A 19587-nucleotide genomic window follows, 5' to 3' on the forward strand; every position below is an offset into this window, starting at 1 on the left:
TGGCAGCTCCCGGCCATTTTCAGCTGTGCTGAATGACCGCTATTGGCCCGGAGTTGCCCTTCGTGATGGGCAGTTCTCGGCCAAGCACGTATGCTCGCGCACGCTTACATTGATAGGGGTCAAGTAGCAACGTAGACAAGAACCGGCTGGAGGCAATTGAGCGAAGGTGCCGAATCAAGCATGTCGGTAGACTCACACCATGGATAGCGGCGACCTTGAAGCCAATCCATTATTTTTCGCCTATGTTCAGAAGGGCACTCCAGCATGTGTTCGATAGTGATGGACAGTTGAATGGCCAGGCCGCTTTGCGGTGAAAAGACCCAATGATATTCCCCACAGCCTACACGTAACTCTCCAGTCGCTTTTGTTGACATGCCAACCAGCCATTTGCACTTATGAACATTTGCCTCGGGCTTTGGAGGGTCTCCGAAGCAGAATGTATAAACGTTCTCATATTGCTGGCTAAAGCTGCGCACCAGTACTTCAGCAATAGCTTCGCGCCCGCTGACGCAAGGGGGAAACAGGATGGTGCTTGTCTGCACTCTCACGTTAAGAGATGCGTCCAGACTAAAAGCATGCCGCAACAAGTCAGGCCGATTTCCGTCCTTGCCGAAGATGTAGTGTTCAATCGCTTTAGTGGCATTATTCATACTCAAATCCTAGTCTTGCTACAGGTAGGCTAATCGGAATTCCGAGCGGATTATGGGTTAACCGAAGCTTCCCCCTTCGCGGAGTTTGGTACATCGAATACTCTGTCGAAGACCCACTGAAACACCAGCGCGTAAAAAAAGAAGAAAACGAACAGCCCCAGATCGGTGACCAGTGCAGCCCACCAAGAAATCTTCAGCCACCATGCCACCAGTGGCACCAACAGCAGAACCAGCCCCCCCTCAAAACCCAGTGAGTGGAGCAAACGTCTGCCCAACGTGCGAGCACGCTGTGGCTGATGCGCTTCCCAGAACTCAAAAGCATAGTTAAACAGCACGTTCCACAGCAGCGCGCATACCGACAACATCAACGACAGCGCTCCCGCATGAGCCAGACCTTCGTCGTATATAAACGAGATGCTGGGCGACAGCACCGCAACAGCGATTGATTCATAGAGGATGGCTTGTAGAATTTTCCGCGAAGGTCCTTGCATGGTGTTTTCCGAAGGGGCAGTGGATCGAATATCTGCGACGGTATCGCTCCGTACGCACCACGGAAAATGAGATAAATTTAATACTCATCAATTCAATTCATCCAGGAAACTAGGCGTGTTTTCGACTCTTCCACTCAACGCGCTGCGCACCTTCGAGGCGGCTGCGCGACTGGGCAGCTTTAAAGCGGCAGCTGAGGAGCTCTCAGTCACCCCCGCGGCCATTTCCCATCAGGTCAGGACACTGGAAGCCCGCCTCGGAGCAATGCTGTTCATGCGATCTGGACAAGGTGTGGTGTTGACCGAAGAGGGCGAGATGCTATATCGCCAGACTCATCGCGCATTATCAGACATTCGCCGCAGTCTGGAGGCTTTCTATCCGGACACTGCTCCCCAAACCCTGACCATTTCTACTACTCCGGGCTTGGCGGCAGCCTGGCTGATTCCACGGTTGGGTGGTTTCTATCGGAGCTTTCCACAATATAATGTGAGGCTTGATACACGTAACGAACTAGTCGATCTGCTGCGTGATTCCAGTATCGATCTTGCTATTCGCTCGGTCAGCCGCGATGACCCGAAGTTGTTCCGTCAGGAACTCATGAACGAGCAATTTTCGGTTTACGGTGCCCCGAATCTGGTTGCCTCGCTAAACGTAAATCAGATCGAACTGATCAACGTGCACTGGAAAACTCCGGGCGTATTTTCAATCAACTGGGAAAGCTGGTGCGCGGCTGCAGAATGCCAGGCCTGGCTTGAAACGGCGCAGATGCGTGAGTTAGACGATGAGCATTTTGCTTTGAGCGCTGCTATCGCGGGTCATGGACTGGTGCTGGCAAGCAATGTACTGGTGGCCGATAGCCTCAGGCATGGAAAATTAGTGACCTATAGACCAGAAGTAAGCCTGCCCGGGCCGCGTTATGTTGCTGTGTGCGTGCCAGGGTGGGAGCGGCAGGTGCATGTGAATGCTTTCTTGTTGTGGCTGGCAGGTGCCGCACTACAGGATGGATGACGACGCTTCTTTGCTGCCCCTATGACAGGCAGCAATCGGCCAGGAGCTGAGGTTCGTGCAAGGTTGCAATCGATCAAAATAGCCAAACACTACCCGATGGGGGAGCGCAGATAAAATCTGTGCAACCGAATAACCATGATTCGTCAGTTCGAACCGCTACTCAGTTAACTCGTAACTATCTTGAATGAGTTCGTGTATGTGTTCGGTTGCTACCGAGCCGTCCAGAACCACACTGATCCAGTGCTCTTTGTTCATGTGGTAACCCGGAAGAATACCCTCCATTTGACGAAGTGAACCCGCTTTGTCCGGATCGCATTTCACATCCAGAATATCAACCTCTCCCTCGCCTGCGAGCCCCAGCTTTTCCTTGGGTACGTTCATCACTATTCCAAACCATTTCTCAGATCCCGGGTGCCTCAGGACGGCGTATTTCGGGAATTTGATCCAGGGGTAATCAGGCTGGATATCGAACGTTTTCGCAACATGGCTCAACACTGCTTTTCTGGATGACATGGGGCTGTCCTTAGGCATTGATTATCTGGTAGCTGATGCGGGTGGGTGCTGAATCGCCTCGCCAAAGAACAATGGCCATCGATGAGAAGATGATTAAGCCCTACGCCCTTTTGCTCTCCAAACCTTGCTCACTGGATCGTTCAGAGACCGTCATTGCCACGAGCCTCTATCTGAAACCAGTCGTGTTGCAAGTCTGAAAAACTGTCTCAATGATTCTCCTGCATCTTGGATAGTGGAGTGACAGCTCTCGGTTACAGGCAGTGTCTCGAAGGTGTCCACGGAACCTGGGGCAACTCAACCCCTGTTCAGATCACTTTAACGGCCCGGCCAATAAACTGAATCGGTCCTGTGGGTTTTCCGGTCTGCGATCCATTGGGATTCTCCAGAGTCAGCTCAAAGAGCTGGTTGGGTTCCAGAGGGGGCAGGTTATCCAAAGGGACTGAAAACGTTTGCCCTGGCTTGACCAGGCCAAGGGATACCGGTGCTTGCCAGCCGTCCGCTTTGGTCCAGAACTGAAGTACTTTATCAGCCGGGACTTGCGCTACCTCCAAAGGTATCAGTTGGATTTCCCTGGGGTTGCTCGCCTGAATAACCCAGCCGGGCGCCTGGTTCTGCGGAGCTACCAGAACGACCAGGTAGGTGGTCGGGTTTACCACAGCTGTTCGTGTCAGGAGTATTGATCCGAGCAACAGCGTTGCGACAAGACTTGTTCCCGCGAGCCCACGCCATAGAGGAAGAAGGTTCCACCATGAAGTTGGCTTCGCGGTGGCTGCCACTCCTGATGCTCGCCGGTCAGTGCTGTTCACGCTGCGCTCGATTCGCCTCCAGAGCAGGGCAGAGGGGGGCTGCGGTTCAGCCAGTTCGGTCAAGGCAAGCAAGCGTTGTTCCCACGCATCGACAGCTGTTTGCAAATCGGCGTCCTGAGCGAGACGCTTTTTAATCTTGATGCGTTGCTCGGCCGGCAACGTGCCCAGCACATACTCACTCGCCAATTCATCAATGTTGTCGGGACTCTCACCCTCAGGGCTTCTGGTCATCCCATGCACTCCCGCAATACCACCAGGCTGCGTTTGATCCAGGCTTTGACAGTCCCCAGCGGGGTGCCCAGTTTCTGCGATATTTGCGAATGCGAATAGCCATCGACATATGCATGAAGAATGCAGTTGCGCCGCGCCGGCTCCAGTTGCTCAAGGCACACATAAATACGTCCTGAACGGGCTCGATAATCGAAGCTGTCCACATTCCCTGACGATGTCTGCATGGACGCTAAATCGTGCAGTGCCATTTCGCTGTGCTCGCTGACCTGCACTTCCCGGGCGTTATCTCGCATGAAGTTCAGCGCCAAATGCCGTGTCACGATGAAGATCCAGCCACGTGCAGAACCTCGTGCAGGATCGAAACTGGCGGCACGAGTCCATATCTTGATAAAGGCATCGTGCACGATGTCTTCGGCCAGGGCGTTGTCGCGAGCGATTCGCTTGGCAACCCCTAAAAGACGGGCACTTTCCTGCTGATACAAGTCCTGCAATGCCTGCTGCTCGCCTCGGGCGCAAGCAGCCAGACAGGCTTCATAGTCAAAACAGGGTTCAGGTAGAGACAAAGTTTTCAGCCGCCGGCAGTTGGTAAATAACCCCAGCCATCGGGCCGGGGTTTCGTCGAAGGAGAGTAGACGACTTTGCGCGCTAACCGCCTGTTCTGAATCCTTGGCTTAATTAGCTGCCCAAAAAATATAGTCAGCCTGATATTTCACCACCTCGCGCTTGCCTTTGTTTGCAGCGGTGCATTCGGTCATGGGGGCTACGCCGCCTTTTACGGCCACTCGCTGGATATAGCTGACATTGCTCATCGCGCCGTTGCCTTGCGCAGGGTTGGCCTTGACCAACTGATAGGGAAGGTCACCAGTACCTGAGTCTGCAACCGCCAGTTGCGTCCCGGTGATTTTAGAGCCGTCTTTGGCTTGCCAGGTGGCAGGTGGTCCGAAGTAGGTGCCGACCTGTTTGCCACTGCGATCATTAAGCACTGCTTTGGGCCCGACAAAAGTCCATTCGGTCTGACCTGCGACGTTCGCTTTGTCGCGACACTCATACGTGATTTCGCCTACGCCCACAGTCTCCAGGGCGACCTTGTGACCGTCAGGAACCTTGATGCTGTCGGGCAAATCTGTTTGGGCATACGCAGCTGGCACTGTGACCAACAAGCAGGTAGCCGCAAGCGTAGTGCTGACAATGCCCAGGAATCGTTTAGCGTTCATGCAAATCTCTCCAGAAAGGTAATCAGTTCAGCAGCTATGGCTACTACCTGTACTACCCACGGGAGAAGCAACTGGATGCAGCTAACTGGAAAAAATATCAACGCTGGAAGATTCAGCCAGTCTGCGGGTCAAGGTCCGGGCCGGCTTGCAGCGCTGCAAGCCGTCGGTACTCCGGTGCTCTTCGAAGGTGTATGGTCGAGTTTTTCGTCTGTTCTGAACTGCACGGTTGCAGCGTTATCTATATTGGCTGGTCCACCGCGCAATTGAATCCCGGGAGTATCAAGCATGACTGATTACGTACCACCCAAGGTCTGGACCTGGAACAAGGAAAACGGCGGGACTTTCGCCAGCATCAACCGGCCGGTGGCCGGCGCCACCCACGACAAGGAATTGCCGGTGGGGCGTCATCCGCTGCAGCTGTATTCCCTGGCCACGCCCAACGGGCAGAAGGTCAGCATTTTACTGGAGGAGTTGCTGGCCCTCGGTCATCAAGGGGCCGAGTACGATGCCTGGCTGATCAAGATTGGTGAAGGCGATCAGTTCTCCAGCGGCTTCGTCGCGGTAAACCCTAACTCCAAGATTCCGGCGCTGATGGATCACAGCGGGCCCAAGCCCGTGCGCATCTTCGAGTCGGGAGCGATCTTGCTGTACCTGGCCGAGAAGTTCGGGGCGTTTGTCCCCACCGAACCGGCGGCCCGGGCTGAATGCCTGTCCTGGCTGTTCTGGCAGATGGGCAGCGCGCCGTATCTGGGGGGCGGGTTTGGCCATTTTTATGCTTACGCGCCGATCAAGATCGAGTACGCCATCGACCGTTTTGCCATGGAAGTCAAACGTCAACTGGACGTGCTGGACAAGCAGCTGGCGGTGAACGAATACGTCGCCGGCGATCAATACACCATCGCCGACATAGCGATCTGGCCCTGGTACGGCGGCCTGCTCAAAGGCCGGTTATATGAGGCCGCGCAGTTCCTTTCGGTGCAGGATTACAAGCATGTCCAGCGCTGGGCGGATGCCGTTGAGGCGCGGCCTGCGGTCCAGCGAGGACGCCGGGTCAACCGGATTTCGGGGGACCCTTCGCAGCAGTTGCCCGAGCGTCACGATGCCAGTGACTTCGACGCGCGCAGCTAGTCGCTCGGCAGCCGCCCCTTGGCGGTTTCGGGTGCTGACGGGCAGCCCCTTGCCAGGGCTGCCCGCATAAACCCAAGCGTCCCGGGCTGGCACTTACCCATGCTGGCCCTACGGGTTTTATTCTTGCAATCAACGTTTCAATCCCTTATAGCTACAGAGCATTCATAACTAAAAGAGGCTGGATTAGCCCCCATGCATGAGAACACACGTATCTTTCGCTTTTCGGCCCCCCGTCCTGCGCAACGCAGTGATGGCCATGGGCCTAACCTGAAATCCGCTCGGTTCATGGCTTCTCCTTGTGCCAATGCACAGCTCTCCAGACGCTATCAATACCAGCCAATGCTGCCCCACGACGTGCTGGTGGCATTCAAACGCAAGCGCTCGTTCCCGCCACCTGCAGCTTAACGCCTGAACTCTTTCTCCCGTTGCCTGCGGCTTTAGCCGTCCGGGGCGGTGTTTTATTTTTCTGCGTTTAACTGTCGAGGGAATCAGATGTCTATTCGTGTCGCTATTATCGGTGCCGGTCCATGCGGCCTGGCGCAACTGCGTGCCTTTCAATCCGCCCATGCCAAAGGCGCTTCCATGCCGCATGTGGTTTGCTTCGAGAAGCAGGCCGACTGGGGCGGTATGTGGAACTACACCTGGCGCACCGGGCTTGATGAGCACGGCGAGCCGGTCCATGGCAGCATGTACCGTTACCTGTGGTCCAACGGCCCGAAAGAGTGCCTGGAGTTTTCCGACTACAGCTTCGATGAGCATTTCGGTCGACCGATCTCTTCTTATCCGCCCCGTGAAGTGCTTTGGGATTACATCCAGGGCCGGGTGAACAAGGCCGGTGTGCGTGATTACATTCGCTTCAATACGGCGGTCAAACATGTCAGTTTTGACCAGGCGACGCGGGAGTTCAGCGTCACTTCCCATGACTACAGCCTGCAGCAGAGCAAGACTGAGGTATTCGATTTTGTGGTGGTTGCCAGCGGCCATTTCTCGACCCCGAATGTGCCAGCCTTCGAAGGTTTTGAGCGCTTTTCGGGGCGCATCATGCACGCCCACGACTTCCGCGAAGCCACCGAGCTCAAGGGCAAGGACCTGTTGATCGTGGGCAGCAGCTACTCGGCTGAGGACATCGGCTCGCAGTGCTACAAGTACGGTGCGCGCTCGATAACCAGTGCTTACCGCACCCAGCCCATGGGCTACAAGTGGCCCAAAAACTGGGAGGAGCGCCCGCAACTGAGCAAAGTGGACGGCGACATGGCGTACTTTATCGACGGCTCCAGCAAGCGGGTGGACGCGATAATCCTCTGCACCGGCTACAAGCACCATTTCCCCTTTCTGCCCGAGGAACTGACCCTGAAGACGGGCAACCGGCTGTGGCCCGCAGAGCTCTATCAAGGGGTGATATGGGAAGACAATCCGCAGTTGATCTACCTCGGCATGCAGGACCTCTGGTACAGCTTCAACCTGTTCGACGCCCAGGCCTGGTATGCCCGCGACTACATGCTCGGGCGCATTGGCCTGCCTGCACCGGCGGCCATGAAGGCCGACAGCGCCCGCTGGCGTGCCCGGGAAGAAAGCCTGGAGTCCACGGCCTCGATGTACGAATTCCAGGGCAGTTACATCAAGCACCTGATCGAGCAGACCGACTATCCAAGTTTCGATATCGATGCCGTGAACCGGATTTTTCTCAAGTGGAAGACCGACAAGAAGCACGACATCATGGGTTATCGCGACAAGTCCTATCGTTCGGTGATCACCGGCACGGCGGCGGTCCCGCACCATACCCGCTGGTTGCAGGCGCTGGATGACTCGATGGACGAGTACCTGCGCGAAACCCGGGCCAAAGGCGACGTTAACCTATTGCGTCAGCGCTAGGGCCGGGCTCAAGGCTTGCCGACCCGGTCGTGCAAGCCGCCAGCCGTAGCGCTGCTACTGCCGTTCTGACCGGCAGCCGTCAATCACCCGTTACCTGCCGATTCTCTTCATAGCGCAACCAGCCCGCCACCAAAGGCCTTTTGTCCGCGCGGTCATTGGGGTGGGCGCGGCCTTCGAGCACCGGTACTTCTGCGAAATCAAACGGGCTCATGTGTTCGATACAGGCAATGTTCACGCCGTATTGATGGGGGGAAGAGCGGCGCTGGTGAAAGGTATAGATGCCACAACGCGAGCAGAAGTAATGCCGGGCTTCGTTCTTGTTGAACTGGTAGAGCGTCAGCGCATCCTTGCCCTGCACTATCTCGATGTCTGCCAGATTGGCCGACACGGCGACCGCACCGCGCATACGGCAGTAGGAACAATTGCACCGGCGTACCGTGTTCAGGCCATCGCTCAGCCGTAGCGCGAAACGTACGGTGCCGCAATGGCAGGCAGCCTGGTAAACCGGGCGGTTATCGGCAGGGGTTGTGCTCATGACAGGCCTCGCTGGCAACTGGAAGGTGGGCTCGGTGCGCGCTGGCCTGACGCATACATGGCCAGAAAGCGCAGCCTGCGGACAGATGGCGCAGGTTCTTTGATCCTCGGGCAATTTGTCATATTTAGTATTGCTTCACTACAGATTAGTAGGCCGCCCAACCTGTTTAACCTGGCTGATGACTTCTCTGGCCGGCGGCGGCATGTCCTGGTAGCGGTTGCCGAACATGCTGCAGAACAGGGTGCCGAAGTCGTCGCCGCTACCACCTTGTGGCCAAAGAACCCTGATTGACTCATCGATCTATCGCTTCAGGGTATTTGGCCTCAGTATGGCGCTCCGGTACATCAACACTTCGGGATTGAGTGAACTATGGATGTTGAAGCTGCGGATCTTTCCCTGGCGGCGGTGGCGGGGGCAATTGCTGATCCGTCGCGCGCGATAATGTTGTGCGCGCTCCTGGATGGTCGCGCACGCACGGCCACTGAACTTGCGGCACTGGCCGATATTGCGGCGTCCACTGCGAGCGGTCATTTTGCACGGCTGCGTGAGCAGGGGCTGGTGCAGATGCATGTGCAGGGCCGTCATCGCTACTACCGGCTCAACAGTCCGCAAGTGGCCCGGGCGCTGGAAGCGCTGCTGTCGATCACCGATCGCGCAGCGACGGTATTCAGGCCCAGTACGCCTTCGGCGTTGAAGCAGGCAAGGACTTGCTACGACCATTGCGCCGGCGAAATCGCGGTGAAGGTGCATGACGCAATGCTGGCAGAGGGCTGGATCCAGATCCAGGGCCAGGACTATGACCTCACCGAGAAAGGTGCGCAGCTGCTGGCCAGACTGGGGATTGAGGTGGATTACCTGGTGCAGCAACGCAGGCGCCTGGCCTATCCCTGCATGGACTGGAGCGAGCGCACGCCGCATATGGGCGGCGCGCTGGGGGCCGCACTGCTGGAACTGATGCTCAAACGCGACTGGGTGAGCCGTCATCTCGACTCCAGGGCACTCACCCTGACCGCCAGGGGAGCAACCGCGCTGGCTAAAACATTCGGCGCCTGACAGGGGTTGAAGCCGCTGCGGTTTGAACCTGTCCGGGCACAGGCCTTGGGTGCCCGGCACCAATTACCCTAAGATCGGAGCCGCGCCCGGGTTTATACTCGGCGCCCTCGCAATTAATCGTAATCAAACGGACCGAGATTCTTCATGAGCAGTTCTCTCTCTATGACGCCCGCGCGCAAGTCGTTTGCGCCGCTGGTGGCCTTTGTCTTGCTGGTGTTTGGCGCCGCCTTCCTGCAAAACAGCGTCGGCTCGCGCCAGGTGCTGTTGCTGGTGGTGGGCGCGGCACTGGGGTTGACCCTTTATCACGCAGCCTTCGGCTTTACCTCGGCCTGGAGGGTGTTCATAGCTGATCGCCGAGGCGCAGGTTTACGCGCACAAATGGTCATGCTGGCGTTGGCTGTGGTGCTGTTCTTCCCCGCGTTGGGGGCGGGCACTCTGTTCGGCCAGCCGGTGGTCGGGCTGGTGGCGCCGGCCGGAATTTCGGTGGTGTTCGGTGCATTCATTTTCGGCATCGGCATGCAACTGGGCGGCGGCTGTGCGTCAGGCACCCTGTTCACCGTGGGCGGCGGTAATGCACGCATGCTGGTGACCCTGTTGTTCTTTATCTGCGGTTCGTTGATCGCCACCCAGCACGTTGACTGGTGGTTTGCATTGCCGTCGTTCCCGGCGATTTCCATCGTCAAGAGCTTCGGTGTGGTGCCGGCGATGCTCGCAAGCCTGGCCATGTTCGGGATCATCGCCGCGGTGACCGTGCGCCTGGAAAAGGGCCGTCACGGTCAGCTTGAAGCGGGCGTGACCAGCGAGCACCAGGGCCTGCGGCGCTTCCTGCGCGGACCGTGGCCGTTGGTATGGGGGGCGATTGCACTGGCCTTGCTCAACTACGCCACCCTGGCGCTGGCGGGCCGGCCATGGGGCATTACTTCGGCGTTCGCGTTGTGGGGAGCCAAGGTTGCCAGCGGGCTGGGTATCGATGTCGCAAGCTGGGTGTTCTGGCAGGTTCCGGGCAACGCCAAAGCCCTGGCCGCACCGGTGTGGGAAGACATCACCAGCGTCATGGATATCGGCATCGTTCTGGGTGCGCTATTGGCCGCCGGGCTGGCCGGGCGTTTCGCACCAAGCCTGAAAATCCCCGCGCGCTCGCTGCTCGCAGCCGTGATCGGTGGTTTGCTGCTCGGTTACGGTTCGCGTCTGGCCTACGGCTGCAATATTGGCGCGTACTTCAGCGGCATCGCCTCGGGCAGCCTGCATGGCTGGTTGTGGTTAGTGGCAGCGTTTATCGGCAATAGCGTGGGCGTGCGTCTGCGGCCCTGGTTCTTTGCCAGTGAGCCTCGACCGCAGGCATTGAGCGGTTGTTGAACGCTCAGTAAATCCTGAAATTGCGTCGCGTATTCCACGCTGGAATCCAATATATAAAATTAATGAATTTTTATTATCGGTCCGGCAGGAGTAGTTTGATTTCAAGCCATGGAGAACCCCCTTGAAATCATCCACCAGCGACGCCGTTGCAAAATTCGATGCCTCACGGGCCAATGAATACGGGCGCCAGAGCCGTATCGCGCTGGCAGGTTATGACGCCTGTCACGAGCTGGCGGCGTGCATGCTGGCGGCCAGCCTGGGCCACCGCAACACGGCGAAAATTCTGGTGGTGGGTGCTGGTGGTACGGCCCAGGAAATCATTGCGATGGCAGCGCTGGAGCCAGGCTGGCGCTTCACTGCGCTCGACCCGTGCGAACCGATGCTGGAGGTAGCAAGGCAGCAGTTGGATGCCCGCGGTTTGCTTGCAAGAACCGATATCCACCTTGGGCATATTGAGGACCTGGCGGCAGACGCCACTTATGACGCCGCCACCCTTGTCGGTGTGCTCCACCATCTGGGCGGGGACGATGCCAAGCGCCGCATTCTGCAATCGATCGAGGCTCGTCTTGAACCGGGTGCGCCGCTGATTGTCGCGGGCAATCACCATGCCTATGCCAGCGAGCCGTTATTGCTTGCGGCCTGGGGCCAGCGCTGGCGGCAACACGGAGCCAGCGCCGATGAAGTAAAGGTCAAGCTTGGCAAAATCCTCCAGGGCGCGGACCCGCCACACTCCGAGGCGGCGGTGCAAAAACTGCTGCATGAGGCCGGGTTCGGCGCGGCCACCCGTTTCTTCAGCAGCCTGTTCTGGGGCGCCTGGTTGACGACTAAGACGGCCTCAAGCGGATCACCCGCAGGGCAGTAAAAACGCCGATCACCGGGGCCAGTGCGAACACCCCGAACAGCCAGCCGGCCGCACTCATGGTGCCGGCGATGCCACCGGGCTCAGTGAGGCCGGCGAGGTTCGCCACCATCCCCGCCAGCGCTGCGCCGAGCGCGGTGGCAAATAACTGCACGGTGGTGATGGACGCACTGGTCAGGTCCTGCTCGCCCGCGGGCGCGGCCTGGAACACCCGGGTCAGCAGGTGCGGCCAGGCCAGGCCCACCCCCAGTCCGATTGCTACCAGCGCCAGGCAGATCGGCATGACCGCCAACCAGTCACCGCTACTTGGGCTACCCATCAAAACCGCCAGCATCAGCATGCCGACCAGGCCCAGGATCGGCCCTGCGAGGATTGCGCGCCGGATGCCTGCGCCGCTCGCCCCTGAACTGGCAACGGAGCCCAATGTCCAGCCGGCCCCCATCAGCGCCGCAAGATAACCGGCGACCAGGGCGGACTGATGGTGCAGTACCTGAAGGAACAGCGGCACGAATATTTCGCCACTGGTCACCGCGACCGCAAGCAATGACATCGTGGCATATAGAGCACCCAGCGCAGTGCTGATCCGGAACGCCCCATCAGGCAACAGCCGGTGGCGGGCTCGGCGTTCGCTACGTATCAGCAGGGCGGTGAGGATGACGGCGGCGCCAAGCCCCAGAATATTGTGTGACAGCTCGGGCGACACGCTGCCGGCTGAAACAGCGAGCACTGCTGCTGTCAAGAACAGCAGTTGGGCCAGCGCAAGTGGCGAGCCTGGCGCTCTGTCGGCACTGCGTCCGGGCAGTACGGTTGCAGCCAGCAGGGCGAACAGCGCTGCCACCGGGATCAGCGACCAGAACGCTGCCCGCCATACCCCGAACCCGGCGAAGATGCCGCCTATGGCAGGGCCGACCAGGGTTGCCACCCCCCACATGCCCGAGATCAGCGCCATCGCCCGCGGCCACAGGGATTCATCGAATACCAGGCGGATCATTGCGTAGGAGAGCGCGAACAGGAACCCGCCGCCCAGTCCCTGAATAAAGCGCCCGAGCAGCATCACCGGCATTGACGGGGCAAGCCCGCAGATCAACGCGCCCGCCGCAAACACCAGGCTGGCGCTGATATAGGCACCTCGGGGCCCGGTGCGGGCGAGCAGCCTGGCCGACAGCGCGGAGCCGAGGATCGAGGCCGCGACGAACAGGGTGGTGTTCCAGGCGTAATAGTCGATGCCGCCGATGTCCCTGACCACCGATGGCAGAATCGTGGTGGCTATATAGACATTGACCGCATGCAGGATGACACCACCGGCGAGCGCGAGTGAGCGCACCCCATTGGCGCCCGAGAGCAGGGCGGCCCAGCCGGTATTTGCGGGGCGTGCACAAGGCTGTGGCGCTGGTACCGATTGCGGGTGTTGATCAGACGGAAGGTGACGCTGGTCCATGGTGGCTCCACTTGGTGAGGTCACTCGCAGCAGCGAATGAAGGCTTGCAAAGGCAAGCCGACACTCTTTATAAGACCTCATGTAAAGGTGAGGTCAACAGGAGTCAGGGGCCATGATTGATGTACGCGTGCTGCTTGGGGTAGGGGAGGTCGCCCGTCGCTGCGGTGTCACCATTGCCACCGTGCACTTCTACGAGGCCAAGGGGCTGATCCACGGGCAGCGCAATGCGGGCAATCAGCGTCGTTATTCGCGGGATATTCTGCGCCGGATTGCCATCATCAAAATCGCACAGCGTGCCGGTATTCCCCTGGCCACCATCAAGGGTGCGCTGGACCAGCTGCCATCCGGGAGACCACTGACGGCCACGGACTGGGCGCATCTCTCGACAATCTGGCGGGACATGCTGGCCGAACGGATACGCAGCCTCAGCCAGCTTCGCGACCAGTTGGACGGTTGCATCGGCTGTGGCTGCCTGTCGATGGAGGACTGTCCGCTACGCAACCCGGGCGATCATTTGAACCGGCTCGGGGCAGGTGCGGTTTTGCTCGAAAAAGACACCGCGTCATTGGCTGATTAAAGGCCTGCCCCCGGCCGCGGGGGCGGGAATGACGGGTGGATACAAGGCATCTTTGCCCGGGAGGCATGCATTGCATACTGTGAGAGTTATTCGTCGCGCCGGTCAGGGCGATGCTGAGGCCATTGCTGCGCTGGTTAACCAGGCCTATGAGCCTTACATCCGCAGGATCGGAAAAAAACCGGGCCCATGCTGGATGATTACCGGCAGGTGGTGGCTGATACCCACACCTTCGTACTTGAAGAAGGGGCGGATCTGCTGGGGGTGCTGGTGATGAGCCTGGAGGATGCAGGGTTGCTGCTTATCAATATCGCCGTACAGCCTCGGTATAAAGGCAAAGGTATCGGCAAAATACTGATGGCCTTCTGTGAGCGCCATGCACTGCGTAATGGCTGCGACGCCATACGGCTCTACACCCATGAACTGATGACCGAGAACATCGCAATCTATAAAAAGCTTGGCTACCAGGAAACCCGCAGGGCCAGCGAAAATGGATTCGCCCGGGTGTTTATGCGCAAGGCTCTGTCAGTTCGCTGATCAGCCATCATGCGCTTGATCCACCAGCATGATTTCGATCCGCTCCTTGCCCCGGCCGGTATTCTTGCGTTTGAGTTTTACAGCGCCAACCTCGCGGGTTGATCTGGGATGGGTGCCGCCACAGGCCATCCTGGCAAAACCCTCGACTTCCCAGAATCGGCGCTGTGTCGGCACATCGCTGAAGTCTGTGAATATAGTCAGGTCGCGGCTGATCAATTGTGCGGCCGCCGATTCGATCTCCGGGAACAACGGGGCGAGGTTCTGATCACTGGCGAAATCGATGCGGGCCTTGTCCTGAGCTATGTGCGCGCCGATACGCTGGATGCCCGGGCATCTTTGATAGACCAGCTGCAAGACCATTTCTGCTGCAAAGTGCAGGCGCATCAGCCGGTATCGCCGCGCCCAGTCAATCTGCCAGGTCACGGCGTCGCCCGGTTTCAGCGAATGGTCATGGGGCAGGCTGTAAATGATGTCCAGGCCATGTTTTTCAGCCTTGAGCACCGGGTATCCGGCAAGGGAACCGCCATCGCTTTCCTGGCCCCCGGAAAACGCAAAAAATATCGTTGCCCGGGCCTGAACCCGCTCGCCATCGACGTGACTGACGAGAGTGTCCAGGGTTGTTCGATAGGGATCGTCCCAAAATACCTTTCGAGTCACGGCCAAGGATCCTTTTGCTCCAGAAAGGCGATTATGCTAATCAATCCGGATCTGCAGTTCTTGTACGATCTTGCTGTTCAGGGCCTTTATTCAACATTCCGGCTGAATATGTTCAGCTCTGCGCAGGCCGCTACAGAATCCGGCAAAGTTGCTCTCTGCGCACTATTTCCCCTCGCTGTGAAAACCACTGAAAATCCAGTTCAAAACTTGCGTACCTTCCGGTAAAAAATTGCGGGTCAGCAAGTCTGTCCGGAACCATGTTATCGAAAATCATGGGTTCTATAATTCTTAACTGTCTTGGGTTCTCGATACCTGCCGCACCGATCTGCCAAGGGTAATACCTGGGGTGATTACCTGAAATAGTTTGTCTGACCTCGGCGACATAGTCGGGATTATGAATAATTGGATAGGGTAGTTGCTCCAGATGCCCGTTAACAAAGCCGGCTCTGCCACTGTAAGGAAGCTGGAGTGGTTCAAAAGAAGTGGATGACCAGCTTGAATAAACTGCTGCCCTGTTAGCCGAGTTGGTTTGCCCGATATTTTGCAGATCAGCACGGGACAAGTGCGGTAAAAAGCGCTCCCGGGTCGGTCCTTGTTCCAGCAAATAGGCTAGATCCATCTTAGGTATCGGCGCTGCCGTTGCTCCCACTCGCTGGGCATGTCCGGGAAATCCCCGGCCGCCTCCCGGTGCACCCCCGGCATGTTGCAGTTTGTACTGCCAGCTGCCCACAAACTTGCCGGCCTTTTTGACCCCCTTGGCCGCAGCCCCGGCCATCGACGGGGCCGCTGAAGCCAGCCCGGTTGCCATGCCCACCCAGCCCAGAATCCGTCCGGCGTTTTCATTGCCACTGGCCAGCAAGGCTATCGAGGCCACATCCGCTGCCAGCGACACCACGCTCAATGTCGCGGTGGTGACTGCCGTTACATAGCTGGCGGTCAGCGCCGCGGTGGGCGCCGCCAATGCACCCAGGGAGGCCACGGTGCCGATCACGGCCAGGGCGATGCCGGCCGCCGGTAACAGCCAGTCCAGCCACGAATGACCCGATGGATCGATGCGGTTGACCGGGTCGCCGGCGCAGTAGGCATAGCCATTGAGGCCGCCTTCGCCGAAGGGGCTGAGGCTGTCACGGCTGTGGAAACGCATCAGCACCGGGTTATAGATGCGGTAATCACCCAGGAAATACCAGCCGCTGTCCTGTTCGCGCAAGGCGCCGGCGTAGCCCAGTCGGCTGGTGCCGGGCTGGCTCTGGCCGTAGGCGCCGTAGACCGGGGTGTTAATCCCGTCGTTGGCCTCAGTGGTTATCGAACCCTGGGCATCGGTGCCCAGCAGCATCACTTCGCGCACTGCCGAAGCGAGACGGCTTTCAGCCACCGGGACGTCACCGGCCCGTACCCAGCGGGTCTGGGTGTTTTCACCCACCTCGCAACTGAGTTGACCGCCGGTGTGGTAACGCCAGCGCGGGCCGGTAGAGTCTTCGGTCTTGATGATGTTGCCCGCCGGGCCGTAGTGCCAGCGGCGCTCGCCGGTAGGCAGGGTTACCCCGATCAGTCGGCCCAGGGCGTCGTAGTGCAGTGGATTACCGCGCTCGTCGCGTTTGAGATTGCCCAGCGCGTCGTACTCCAGGGTTACCGGTGCCGGGTAATCGGCGCGGCTGTGGCTGACGCTGAGCAGCTGGGTGAGATCGGCGGGGTTGTAGCCGAATACGCTGACATTGTTGGCGCTGGCGTCGGCAAAGACCGTTTCCAGACGGCGCACATTGTCGAGGGCGTCGTACTGAAAGTGCTGCTCGCGGTAGGTTTTGCCGTGGGCATCTTCGGGCAACGACGGGCCTGCAAGGCGATGGGCAATCATCCGTCCGCGCAGGTCGTAGTCGAAGCTTTCACTACGCACCAGAACACCGTCACGGGTCAGTTCGCGCTGGGTCAGCTTGCCGTCTTTACGCCATTGCTGGGTCTGGATTTCAAGGGACTGTCGGGTGGGCGTGCGGGTAGCCGTTTCACGACGGGCCGGGCGGCCCAGGCTGTCGTAGCCCAGGGTTACGGTCATGTCCCGCGAGCCGTCTATAGATTGCGTGCGCTGCTGGTGAATCCGCGAGGCTGCATCGTAGGTGACGCTAATACTGACGTCGGGGCCTTGCTGCACGCTCAAACGCCCGAATTCATCGTACTGGCAGCGCTGTTCAGCGCCGTCGGCATCGGTCAGGCGCGTGACTTTGCCCGCCGGTGTAGTGCTTTGCTGTTGCGAGCGCGGCTGGTCGCCATGCCAGGCGTAGTCGGCTTTGCTCAGTTGGCCGGACGGGGACCAGTGATCTTTTTGCAGACCCAGATTGCCTTGGGCTTCCAGCAAACGGCCGCTTAGCGGATCGTATTTATTGAACACGCTGATCCCGGGCGCTTGCAGCGACAGCAACGCGCCGCCCAGTTCCGGTTGGCGCTCACTCTGCACCCGGGTACCGTCGGGCAGAACCTGGGTATGGGCGTGGATTTCTCCTTCGGCATATTCCCATTCAGAGACACTCTGCCCGACCTTTTCCCACACCAGTCGGCCCAGGCCGTCATATTTGCGCTCGCCCAGCAGGACTTCATTAGTGCCCAACGACGGATGAGTGATCGAGACCGTGGCCGGTAAATCACCGTCATGGCCTTGGGCGTAGGTGCGTTTAATAAGCGACCCATCAGGCAGCGTTGTCGATACCAGCCGATCCCGCACATCCCACTGCTGTCGGGTCTCCAGGCCCATGGCATCAGACTGGCTGATGCAGCGGCCAAGGCCGTCATAGCTCCAGCTCAGTTCGTGCTGAAGTACGCCATCGGCGCAATACAGTCTCTCGGTCAGCGGCTTGCCATCCAGGGTATGGGTGGTCACGGTTTTGGCCCCGGCCACGCCATTGGCGTCGGTCTGCCAGCTGCTGCCGGTCAGGGCTACCGGGTCGGCCAGGGTGTGCTGGGTGATACCGTCCGCGCCGGTTTCGGTCAGCACATTGCCCCAGTCATCAAAGGTGCGTTCAGTGGTCAGGCTCAGGGCCGGGACGTCTTCGTTACCGGGATCGTAAGTCGTTTCACGGAACACCCGGCCCAGCACGTCATATTCGGCGGTCCAGGCGGTATAGGTCTCACCGCTGTCGGTTTGTTTTTCACGGCGGATTTCCCGGGCCATGCCATCGAGCCAGACAGTTTCCTTACGCCCGGAAGCGCCGATTCGGGTCTGGCAGCGCTCGCTGGCCGACAACGAATAGGCCCAGTTGACCTCAGCCTCGAAAGCCGAATCCGGGGCCGCGACTTCCTGAGTCACACGCCCCAGGGCATCGTGGGCAAAGGCCATGCGCAGCTGCTCGTCGGTCTGCTCGGTGACCATCAGGCCGGAGTACAAATCCTGCGACGATTGCGCAACAGTTGACTGGCCATCGTGACCTGTAATGGTGACCTTTTCCTGCAGGACTGCGCGCTCAAGTGCGCGGGCGTTTGGGGCTTGGGTCAGGCTGTAGCTGTAGGCCCGGGTAGTGCTTTTACCCTCTACCGTCTGGGTTTCGCTGAGCATGCGAGCGTGATGGGGCGAGGCCGGATCGTTAATGAAATTTTGCGTCGAGCGGCCCAGTTCGGTGGACTGATTGCCCTCAACCAGCAACAAACGTTCTTCACTGCTCTGGACAAAAGTCGGCAATGCAAACCCCGGAGCATCCTGACGCACCGGTAGCGCCTGATAACGGTAGCGGGTCTGTTTGACCGGCCCTTCGGTGCCGGGTGGCGGGCTGACCGTACGACTTTTCAGACGGGTGATGCGGCCCAGTGGGTCGGCCGGGCAGTTGTCGCTCTCACCGGTTACCGGGTAGTACTCCGACTCTTCAACTCCGCCCAGGGCATTGCGGTGCCACACCGGGTTGCCCAGCTCGTCGTAGCGGGTTTCTTCTTCGGTAACAAGTTCTCGCAGCACCCGTTGGCCATCCAGCTGCGCCTTGCGGGTAATGACCTTGTGCGGGAACTGGAAGTAAGGCAGTTGCCGGGCAATGGGCAGCCAGGGCTCGTCGTAATAGGTGGTCTCGGTTTCCTGCAGGGTCTGGCCCTGTTGCGTGCGTTCGCGGGTCAGCAGGTGAAAGCGGTTAAAGGTGCGGGACACTGTTTGCAAAACAGTACCCCGGGCATCCATCAGGGTTTCGGTGGAGCCATAAAGGAAATCGCCGCCCCCGGTCAGGTGATAGAGATTGTCTTCGCGGTTGCGCCACTGGCGCACTGCCGGCCAGCCAAAATAGTGATTGCTGCCAAACAGCCCATAGTCATAACGAACCAGTTGCACCGGTTGGCCGTCCCCCGGGTCTTTGCGGGTCTGACTGACCACCGGCATCCGCGCAAACGGCGCCCCCGGCGGCAACGCCAGACCGTTTGCCTCGCTATAGGTCACTTCCTCGGTGCTGCCGGTGGGCTGGGTGCATTTGTTCAGCAGCAACAGGCCTGAATCACTGCGGGTGTATTCAAACTGCCAGCCACTGTCGGGAAGTTCGTCCACTGTCACCCGGCGCAACTGCCCGGAGACCCGGTGAAATGACATCACCACCTGTGCGGGGGTGTCCGGCTGTAAGGTCAGACGGGTTTGCTGGCCTTCGTAGGAAAGCGCCAGCACCGTACGGCCCCGGGCATCGCTGACCTTTTGCAGGTACGCCCCATTGCCAACC

Annotated in this window: 19 protein-coding genes; 9 read left to right on the plus strand and 10 right to left on the minus strand. The window is 59.0% G+C overall.

Going from position 1 to position 19587, the window contains the following annotated elements; all coding sequences use genetic code 11:
• Nucleotides 1-119: 119 nt before the first annotated feature.
• Together B195_RS09490 and B195_RS09495 are read right to left on the minus strand one after the other, a co-directional pair.
• Nucleotides 120-650, minus strand: coding sequence for a hypothetical protein (locus tag B195_RS09490; RefSeq protein WP_003447697.1), 531 nt, complete (start codon nt 648-650; stop codon nt 120-122).
• A gap of 50 nt (nt 651-700) precedes the next feature.
• Nucleotides 701-1141 carry a PACE efflux transporter gene (locus B195_RS09495; protein ID WP_003447699.1) on the minus strand — a complete coding sequence of 147 codons (441 nt, stop codon included), beginning with the start codon at nt 1139-1141 and terminating at the stop codon, nt 701-703.
• A gap of 115 nt (nt 1142-1256) precedes the next feature.
• On the opposite strand from B195_RS09495, the gene B195_RS09500 reads away from it, so the two are divergent.
• Nucleotides 1257-2147: a LysR substrate-binding domain-containing protein gene (locus B195_RS09500; RefSeq protein ID WP_003447700.1), complete on the plus strand. Its 891-nt coding sequence runs from the start codon at nt 1257-1259 to the stop codon at nt 2145-2147.
• A gap of 156 nt (nt 2148-2303) precedes the next feature.
• On the opposite strand, the gene B195_RS09505 is transcribed toward B195_RS09500, so the two are convergent.
• The 4 genes from B195_RS09505 to B195_RS09520 form a co-directional block, all read right to left on the minus strand.
• Complete coding sequence (locus tag B195_RS09505) at nt 2304-2660, minus strand: MmcQ/YjbR family DNA-binding protein (RefSeq protein ID WP_003447704.1); 357 nt, start codon at nt 2658-2660, stop codon at nt 2304-2306.
• Between the two features lie 305 nt (nt 2661-2965).
• Entirely contained in the window at nt 2966-3697 is a 732-nt protein-coding gene (locus tag B195_RS09510) for an anti-sigma factor domain-containing protein (RefSeq protein WP_003447706.1), read from the minus strand.
• The gene (locus B195_RS09515) at nt 3694-4260 is read right to left on the minus strand and encodes a sigma-70 family RNA polymerase sigma factor (RefSeq protein WP_029612448.1); all 567 of its coding nucleotides are present in this window, start codon (nt 4258-4260) and stop codon (nt 3694-3696) included. The genes B195_RS09510 and B195_RS09515 overlap by 4 nt, the downstream gene beginning before the upstream one ends.
• 108 nt (nt 4261-4368) lie before the next feature.
• On the minus strand, nt 4369-4911 hold the full coding sequence (locus tag B195_RS09520; RefSeq protein ID WP_003447710.1) for a DUF3455 domain-containing protein: 543 nt from the start codon (nt 4909-4911) through the stop codon (nt 4369-4371).
• A 285-nt stretch (nt 4912-5196) separates the two neighbouring features.
• Here B195_RS09520 and yghU point away from each other — a divergent pair, with 285 nt between their 5' ends.
• The 3 genes from yghU (at nt 5197) to B195_RS09530 (ending at nt 7911) form a co-directional block, all read left to right on the plus strand.
• Nucleotides 5197-6039, plus strand: a complete 843-nt coding sequence (yghU, locus tag B195_RS09525) for a glutathione-dependent disulfide-bond oxidoreductase (protein WP_003447712.1) — start codon at nt 5197-5199, stop codon at nt 6037-6039.
• A gap of 192 nt (nt 6040-6231) precedes the next feature.
• Nucleotides 6232-6444: a hypothetical protein gene (locus B195_RS22860; protein ID WP_127196685.1), complete on the plus strand. Its 213-nt coding sequence runs from the start codon at nt 6232-6234 to the stop codon at nt 6442-6444.
• Between the two features lie 87 nt (nt 6445-6531).
• Nucleotides 6532-7911: an NAD(P)-binding domain-containing protein gene (locus B195_RS09530; RefSeq protein WP_003447714.1), complete on the plus strand. Its 1380-nt coding sequence runs from the start codon at nt 6532-6534 to the stop codon at nt 7909-7911.
• Nucleotides 7912-7990: 79 nt separating this feature from the next.
• Here the strand turns inward: B195_RS09530 and B195_RS09535 are convergent, their stop codons facing one another.
• Nucleotides 7991-8446 carry a GFA family protein gene (locus B195_RS09535; RefSeq protein ID WP_003447716.1) on the minus strand — a complete coding sequence of 152 codons (456 nt, stop codon included), beginning with the start codon at nt 8444-8446 and terminating at the stop codon, nt 7991-7993.
• A 369-nt stretch (nt 8447-8815) separates the two neighbouring features.
• Between B195_RS09535 and B195_RS09540 the strand changes: the two genes are divergently transcribed.
• From B195_RS09540 to B195_RS09550, 3 genes are all read left to right on the plus strand, one after another.
• Entirely contained in the window at nt 8816-9499 is a 684-nt protein-coding gene (locus B195_RS09540; RefSeq protein WP_003447717.1) for a helix-turn-helix transcriptional regulator, read from the plus strand.
• A 144-nt stretch (nt 9500-9643) separates the two neighbouring features.
• Nucleotides 9644-10855 carry a YeeE/YedE family protein gene (locus B195_RS09545; protein ID WP_029612446.1) on the plus strand — a complete coding sequence of 404 codons (1212 nt, stop codon included), beginning with the start codon at nt 9644-9646 and terminating at the stop codon, nt 10853-10855.
• A gap of 121 nt (nt 10856-10976) precedes the next feature.
• The gene (locus B195_RS09550) at nt 10977-11717 is read left to right on the plus strand and encodes a cyclopropane-fatty-acyl-phospholipid synthase family protein (protein WP_003447719.1); all 741 of its coding nucleotides are present in this window, start codon (nt 10977-10979) and stop codon (nt 11715-11717) included.
• Here B195_RS09550 and B195_RS09555 read toward each other — a convergent pair.
• Nucleotides 11680-13152, minus strand: coding sequence for an MFS transporter (locus B195_RS09555; protein WP_003447720.1), 1473 nt, complete (start codon nt 13150-13152; stop codon nt 11680-11682). The two genes, B195_RS09550 and B195_RS09555, sit on opposite strands and share 38 nt — an antisense overlap.
• A 112-nt stretch (nt 13153-13264) precedes the next feature.
• On the opposite strand from B195_RS09555, the gene soxR reads away from it, so the two are divergent.
• Together soxR and B195_RS09565 are read left to right on the plus strand one after the other, a co-directional pair.
• Nucleotides 13265-13729 carry a redox-sensitive transcriptional activator SoxR gene (soxR, locus tag B195_RS09560; protein ID WP_003447721.1) on the plus strand — a complete coding sequence of 155 codons (465 nt, stop codon included), beginning with the start codon at nt 13265-13267 and terminating at the stop codon, nt 13727-13729.
• A 186-nt stretch (nt 13730-13915) separates the two neighbouring features.
• Nucleotides 13916-14263 (plus strand): GNAT family N-acetyltransferase, encoded by a 348-nt coding sequence (locus B195_RS09565; protein ID WP_003447722.1) that lies wholly within the window; start codon nt 13916-13918, stop codon nt 14261-14263.
• On the opposite strand, the gene B195_RS09570 is transcribed toward B195_RS09565, so the two are convergent.
• Nucleotides 14264-14920, minus strand: a complete 657-nt coding sequence (locus tag B195_RS09570; RefSeq protein WP_003447723.1) for an alanyl-tRNA editing protein — start codon at nt 14918-14920, stop codon at nt 14264-14266.
• A 130-nt stretch (nt 14921-15050) separates the two neighbouring features.
• On the minus strand, nt 15051-19535 hold the full coding sequence (locus B195_RS09575) for an RHS repeat-associated core domain-containing protein (protein ID WP_100917155.1): 4485 nt from the start codon (nt 19533-19535) through the stop codon (nt 15051-15053).
• Nucleotides 19536-19587 lie beyond the last annotated feature (52 nt).

It is taken from the genome of Pseudomonas sp. Lz4W, assembly GCF_000346225.2.
GTDB lineage: Bacteria > Pseudomonadota > Gammaproteobacteria > Pseudomonadales > Pseudomonadaceae > Aquipseudomonas > Aquipseudomonas paraversuta.

Bases quoted from the DNA above. Each gene is read 5' to 3' on its own strand.
- B195_RS09490 (WP_003447697.1), bottom strand. From the start codon at position 650: ATGAATAATGCCACTAAAGCGATTGAACACTACATCTTCGGCAAGGAC.
- B195_RS09495 (WP_003447699.1), bottom strand. From the start codon at position 1,141: ATGCAAGGACCTTCGCGGAAAATTCTACAAGCCATCCTCTATGAATCA.
- B195_RS09505 (WP_003447704.1), bottom strand. From the start codon at position 2,660: ATGTCATCCAGAAAAGCAGTGTTGAGCCATGTTGCGAAAACGTTCGAT.
- B195_RS09510 (WP_003447706.1), bottom strand. From the start codon at position 3,697: ATGACCAGAAGCCCTGAGGGTGAGAGTCCCGACAACATTGATGAATTG.
- B195_RS09520 (WP_003447710.1), bottom strand. From the start codon at position 4,911: ATGAACGCTAAACGATTCCTGGGCATTGTCAGCACTACGCTTGCGGCT.
- yghU (WP_003447712.1), top strand. From the start codon at position 5,197: ATGACTGATTACGTACCACCCAAGGTCTGGACCTGGAACAAGGAAAAC.
- B195_RS22860 (WP_127196685.1), top strand. From the start codon at position 6,232: ATGCATGAGAACACACGTATCTTTCGCTTTTCGGCCCCCCGTCCTGCG.
- B195_RS09530 (WP_003447714.1), top strand. From the start codon at position 6,532: ATGTCTATTCGTGTCGCTATTATCGGTGCCGGTCCATGCGGCCTGGCG.
- B195_RS09535 (WP_003447716.1), bottom strand. From the start codon at position 8,446: ATGAGCACAACCCCTGCCGATAACCGCCCGGTTTACCAGGCTGCCTGC.
- B195_RS09540 (WP_003447717.1), top strand. From the start codon at position 8,816: ATGGATGTTGAAGCTGCGGATCTTTCCCTGGCGGCGGTGGCGGGGGCA.
- B195_RS09545 (WP_029612446.1), top strand. From the start codon at position 9,644: ATGAGCAGTTCTCTCTCTATGACGCCCGCGCGCAAGTCGTTTGCGCCG.
- B195_RS09555 (WP_003447720.1), bottom strand. From the start codon at position 13,152: ATGGACCAGCGTCACCTTCCGTCTGATCAACACCCGCAATCGGTACCA.
- soxR (WP_003447721.1), top strand. From the start codon at position 13,265: ATGATTGATGTACGCGTGCTGCTTGGGGTAGGGGAGGTCGCCCGTCGC.
- B195_RS09565 (WP_003447722.1), top strand. From the start codon at position 13,916: ATGCTGGATGATTACCGGCAGGTGGTGGCTGATACCCACACCTTCGTA.